The sequence below is a fragment of the uncultured Mediterranea sp. genome (genome assembly GCF_902493215.1).
Classification (GTDB): domain Bacteria; phylum Bacteroidota; class Bacteroidia; order Bacteroidales; family Bacteroidaceae; genus Bacteroides.
Genome location: NZ_CABUOL010000042.1, coordinates 1 through 1,556, shown reverse-complemented (window position 1 = coordinate 1,556; position 1,556 = coordinate 1). Strand labels below are relative to the sequence as shown.

General features: G+C 47.7%; 2 protein-coding genes. Both read right to left on the bottom strand.

Annotation, left to right across the window (positions count from 1 at the left end; all coding sequences use genetic code 11):
• Window positions 1-302 precede the first annotated feature (302 nt).
• On the bottom strand, window positions 303-677 hold the full coding sequence (locus tag RDO88_RS13480) for a hypothetical protein (protein WP_215688745.1): 375 nt from the start codon (window positions 675-677) through the stop codon (window positions 303-305).
• A 13-nt stretch (window positions 678-690) separates the two neighbouring features.
• A partial coding sequence (locus RDO88_RS13475) for a competence protein CoiA family protein (protein WP_307759844.1) occupies window positions 691-1,556 on the bottom strand: 866 nt, incomplete at its 5' end.

Sequence of the window (1,556 nt, the reverse complement as noted above, 5' to 3'; positions counted from 1 at the left end):
GGCTTGCGCTGATTAAAGGTGATAAAAAAGATGCCATCCGAAAGGGTGGCATCTTGATTTCATCTGTTGTAGAATCCAGCTCAATAATGTCATCACCAGCAAAACTGCAGACAAATGGATAACCTATTTTTGTGACATATCGTATTACCTTCTTTAGTGCACTTCCCGCAGCTTTCTTATAAGAATTATCCCAGAAACTGCTTTGTCGCAGCAAACAAGGCCTTTGCTCGTTGAATATGGAAAGCGCTGATGTTCTTTGCCATATGCACCTCGCTATATTCTACCGAGATTATCTTTGAAGATCACTTGCGTTCGAATACAAAACTGATACGGTCTTGGTATTCAGGCAACTGCTCCAGATAGACATTAAGGCGCCGTTCTACCTCAGCACGCTCCAATGCTGACGCTTCTACCGGGTTTAGGTCGTGCCCACCTTCCTCCATGATATCCACTGCCATTTCATACAGCAGCTTATCCAGAAGCTCTTCGGGGCTATCAATTACAAGGCAGTCCATGTCGCCGACAGTACCACGGCAACTATCGATGCTGATGTAGATATACCCGACCTTACCAGACCATACAATATCGAAGTATGGAGTTGTTTTGATGTACTCGGAGAATACGCTCATGACTCGTTCAATGGCCTCTTTCACGCTGGTGTCATATTCCTTTTTCATGTCGGAGTCCTCCTTAAAATCGAATGGATGGGAGATGCACCTCTCCATACTTATCCGCTTCATGGATAATGCGAGGATAAGCACAGTAGAAGAACAAACCTCCTTGCCTATAATCCGTTCCTGTCCGGAACTCGTTGATTAAATTGTTCTGACATTCCCGGCATTGGTTGTTATGCCAATCGTGCGTTTTCGGGCATATGTACCAGTCCCGTGGATTACCCTTGATTCGGCTGCACTTCGGCGCATAGGGTTGGTTATCACGGAGGAAGGCATCAAACCGCTTCCGCTTGCTCAACAGAATGTTTTGTAGGCCGTCTTCAGTAAAAAGATCTGGCGCAAAACCATCATCAATGAAGAATCGGCGATAGTCGGCATACCCGTCATCGTCTACGATCGCCCACTCCACCTTCACGAGCCATTCGCAACCGTCGTCATCATGGTCTTCGGTGAGCTGCAGAACGACTGCTATATCTGTGGATCGCTGAGGAACAACTGAAGCGAGCGCGCGATTCGGCCACTTCCACACAAACTTGTTCTCATCATCCAGGCTGCTGGAGATATACTCATTCCCAAAGGCGTAGGTCTCATCGAACACCCAAATCACCTTATAGCCGGCCCTCGTGTAGAACTTATTGCGCAGTTCAAATTCACCGGCAGAAATCGGACTGTGCTGAAACTCAATGACATAGCCGCCCATCAAGATGTCTGCACGATGGCATTCGCCCCTGTGTTCCACGACAATCTCACGAACATTTTCGGGAAAACGCGATTGCCATCCTCGGTGCCATTCAGACATATCGTATTTCCAGTCATCCATACACGAGGTCACATGAGCGAAGTGCCACGAATTGACTTCGCCCTGGCGAGGAATCACCTGGT

Bases quoted from the DNA above. Each gene is read 5' to 3' on its own strand.
- RDO88_RS13480 (WP_215688745.1), bottom strand. From the start codon at position 677: ATGAAAAAGGAATATGACACCAGCGTGAAAGAGGCCATTGAACGAGTC.